Annotated in this window: 1 protein-coding gene and 1 pseudogene; both read right to left on the bottom strand. The window is 38.2% G+C overall.

The window, feature by feature from the left end:
- Positions 1–521, bottom strand: a pseudogene (locus ACUVXA_RS20820) (hypothetical protein); the annotation flags it as partial.
- Between the two features lie 151 nt (positions 522–672).
- Entirely contained in the window at positions 673–1,230 is a 558-nt protein-coding gene (locus tag ACUVXA_RS20815) for a DUF1326 domain-containing protein (RefSeq protein ID WP_445873210.1), read from the bottom strand.
- Between the last annotated feature and the right edge of the window lie 283 nt (positions 1,231–1,513).

Below are 1,513 nucleotides of genomic sequence, written 5' to 3'. Positions count from 1 at the left end.
TCTGGAAGTGTCCTAGATGGGTAAGTTTCGGACAACGGTAAAATCTCAGTCTGAATGTTGAGTTTCTCTTCAACCGGGATCACTCTCATGAAGGGATAGTTTGAGGATCCTATTTCCATTCCCCAGTGGTGGTACATTTTTTCATGGATTTTTGCAAATTCTCTTTTCTCATCGGTGATTACCCCATCATTCATTTGGAGCTCGAAAATTCCCGGAACGAAAGGTAACATACTGTAGTAGGTTTTACCATCCCGGCTACTGGTAAACTCAAAGAGTGCCCCTTTAAGAGCCAATCTCTCGAAAACATTTTTAATTTCATCCACACTTTTCCCGGTTTCCTCAGCTACCTGTTCAATAGTCTTAGCATCGATATAGGGGCTGTTGAAGGCGAAGCAAACAAGCTCCGCTTCCTCGGGCGTATAAACCATACTCAAAATTTTTAGCATATCCTTACTTTTGGGAGCTTTCAACGGCCATCGGTTAACTTTCTGCCTCAAACGCTCATAAACATCCTCACTCATAAAATCGCAACCTAGCCGAAACAAAGAATTAAACCAATCTTAAACTTTATGCTAGAATCTATTACAAAAACTAATTGGTTAAAAATCAACTTTTCTAAAATATCATAATTTATAAAAAATGGAAAAAAAGAAAAGTGTGATAAATAGTTTTTTATCTTTTTGAAATGGGTGTAATCATTAACGATTCGGAATCCACCCTGAAAGTGAAATAGGTGACACTCATATCCTTGTAACTCCATGTCTTCAGATCTGAATCCTTGAACTCGTGTACTTCAGACTTGCCCACATTAACCACGCCGCCAAATAATGGAGAATTTATAACTTGTGTAGGATTTCCCTGCATATCGACGAGCGGCTCGGCCTCTAAACTAAAAACTCCAGGAATTTCAATTGTGTGTTTTGCTGCTGGACCTTCACCGACGGGTTCTTTCGTGAAATTTATATTTGCCCGTTTTACATTGAGCACCTGTCCGAAAACTCCAAACACCGTTCTGAAAATCGTTTCCAAAGCCTTCGCCTGCTCCTCTTTTGCTCCCTCATCCAAATAAATAATGGCCTTCCACTGATCCAAGCCTTCAGTAATCGTCTTTCCCTTAGGGGTGAAGAATGCTGCGGATGCTTTCAAACCGCTTATGTCGATGTCTCCAAATTTTCCCTCGGTAATATTAAATGTGGCGACGCCTATTAAAAAAGGCTTGATATTTTTCAAAATATTTTCTAGAGTTCAGATGGAGGATAAAAGAGGTATCGGATGAGGTAATTAAAAACGTTCCCTACAAAATTTTGAATAATGCAGCAAATTTTCAAATTGATAGCTTTTTTGGGACAATAATCTTATATGAAGCAACCATATTGTGTGCGCTAAATATTTAAAGAAGGATAGAAAAGATGCCAAAAGTTAAGATCAACGATATTGAAATGTACTATGAAATACACGGAGAGGGTTTACAACAGTAGGAAGATTTAATACTAAATAATACCATATATGGCTA

Source organism: Candidatus Jordarchaeum sp. (assembly GCF_052745115.1).
This window is presented reverse-complemented; position numbering and strand designations above follow the sequence as displayed.